Source organism: Borreliella japonica, from assembly GCF_900099615.1.
In the GTDB taxonomy this organism is placed as follows: domain Bacteria; phylum Spirochaetota; class Spirochaetia; order Borreliales; family Borreliaceae; genus Borreliella; species Borreliella japonica.
This window is the reverse complement of the sequence record NZ_FMTE01000042.1, coordinates 1-1,350: the sequence shown is the minus strand read 5'-3', so window position 1 is coordinate 1,350 and position 1,350 is coordinate 1. Positions and strand designations below refer to the sequence as shown.

2 protein-coding genes are annotated in these 1,350 nt (G+C 33.6%); both read left to right on the top strand.

Features of this window, described 5'->3' with window-relative positions; translation table 11 throughout:
* Window positions 1-413, top strand: a 413-nt coding sequence (locus BLO14_RS05885) for a hypothetical protein (protein ID WP_236736417.1), incomplete at its 5' end; no start/stop codon positions are given.
* A partial coding sequence (locus BLO14_RS05880; RefSeq protein WP_091974020.1) for a PBSX family phage terminase large subunit occupies window positions 410-1,350 on the top strand: 941 nt, incomplete at its 3' end. The genes BLO14_RS05885 and BLO14_RS05880, both read left to right, overlap by 4 nt.

The window sequence follows — 1,350 nt, the reverse complement described above, 5'->3', positions numbered from 1 at the left end:
GGGTTCTGAAGAAACAAGGCCCAAAAACACCTGCTACATATCTTTTTATAGATACGATCTTTAGGAGAAAGGTTATGAATGATTTAGAAATCCAAGAACTTTTGAAAAAATTAATAGCGGAAAAACTTCCTACAGACAATCAAAATTCAAATGCCGCGAGCAAACAAGCTTTGCTTAGACTGTTTGTCAACAAAATGTTTGAATTTTCAAACAGTAATGTGTTAGCAACAAGTTTACATGCGTTTAGAATGTTTTTTGCAGTCTTTGAAATGAGCGAAGCTGAGGATCTAGTACTAGACATTATTAACAAAGAAAAATTAATCATTGGAAACAATACAAGCACGGGTTTTGTAAAAAGTTGTTCTTATACTGAGGAAGAAATCAACAAAATTATTACCAAGGGTGAACTATGAGACTAAGGCGACTCCCAATATACGTTAATGCTTACAGAGAAAAACCTAATGCTGAAATTTTCATATACTACTCCAGTAGAGGAACTGGTAAAACTTATGATATTGCAACCGTTAATTTAGAAAGAAAATTTAGTGCTGATGGAGGAGATACACTTGCAATCAGAAAAAAGAAAAACAAAACAACACAATCAATACACAAAGAAATTTTAGAACTTTTGAGTAGATACAACCTAAGAAAATTCTTCAATATAAGCAAAGCAAAAATTGAGAGTAAAAGTTTGATTTTTGGGAAAAAACGAGCCTTTGTTTTCGAAGGAGGCCACGACACAAGAGATTTGAAATCTTATGCGCATTTCAAAGACTTATGGTTAGAAGAAGCCAATCAGTTTAGCTCCGACGATATAGAAATGCTTATCCCTACAATGAGAGAACAAGGTGGCAGAATCTATATGTCAAGCAATCCAGTACCTAAATCACATTGGCTATACAAAAGATATTTGGCAAATCAAGACAATCCTGCTGTTTGTATCATCAAAAGTACTTATCGCGATAACCCATTTTTGAACGGTGGAGATGTTGAAGCTTGGCTTGAAAAACAAAAACTTGCATATCATGGAAATGATATTGGTTTTAGAATTGAAGTTTTGGGAGAAGAGTTTGATTTTGGCACTGCAAGATTAATCAAAAAATTCAATGTTTGTGAACCCAGTCTTATTTCCAGAGCTAATGGCAGCTACTACACAGGAATACATATCAAAGGAAATAGAATTTGTTTTTTAGAAATTCTTGTTGGAAGAATTTCGTATCTTCCAGTTGTAATTGTTACAAACGCATGCAGTAAAGTGTTACTATCAAAAGCTGATTATCAAGCTGAAATTAACAATTTCAAGGGCACTTTTGTTCTTCCGGCTGCTAGAGAAGAACTCAAATATGTATT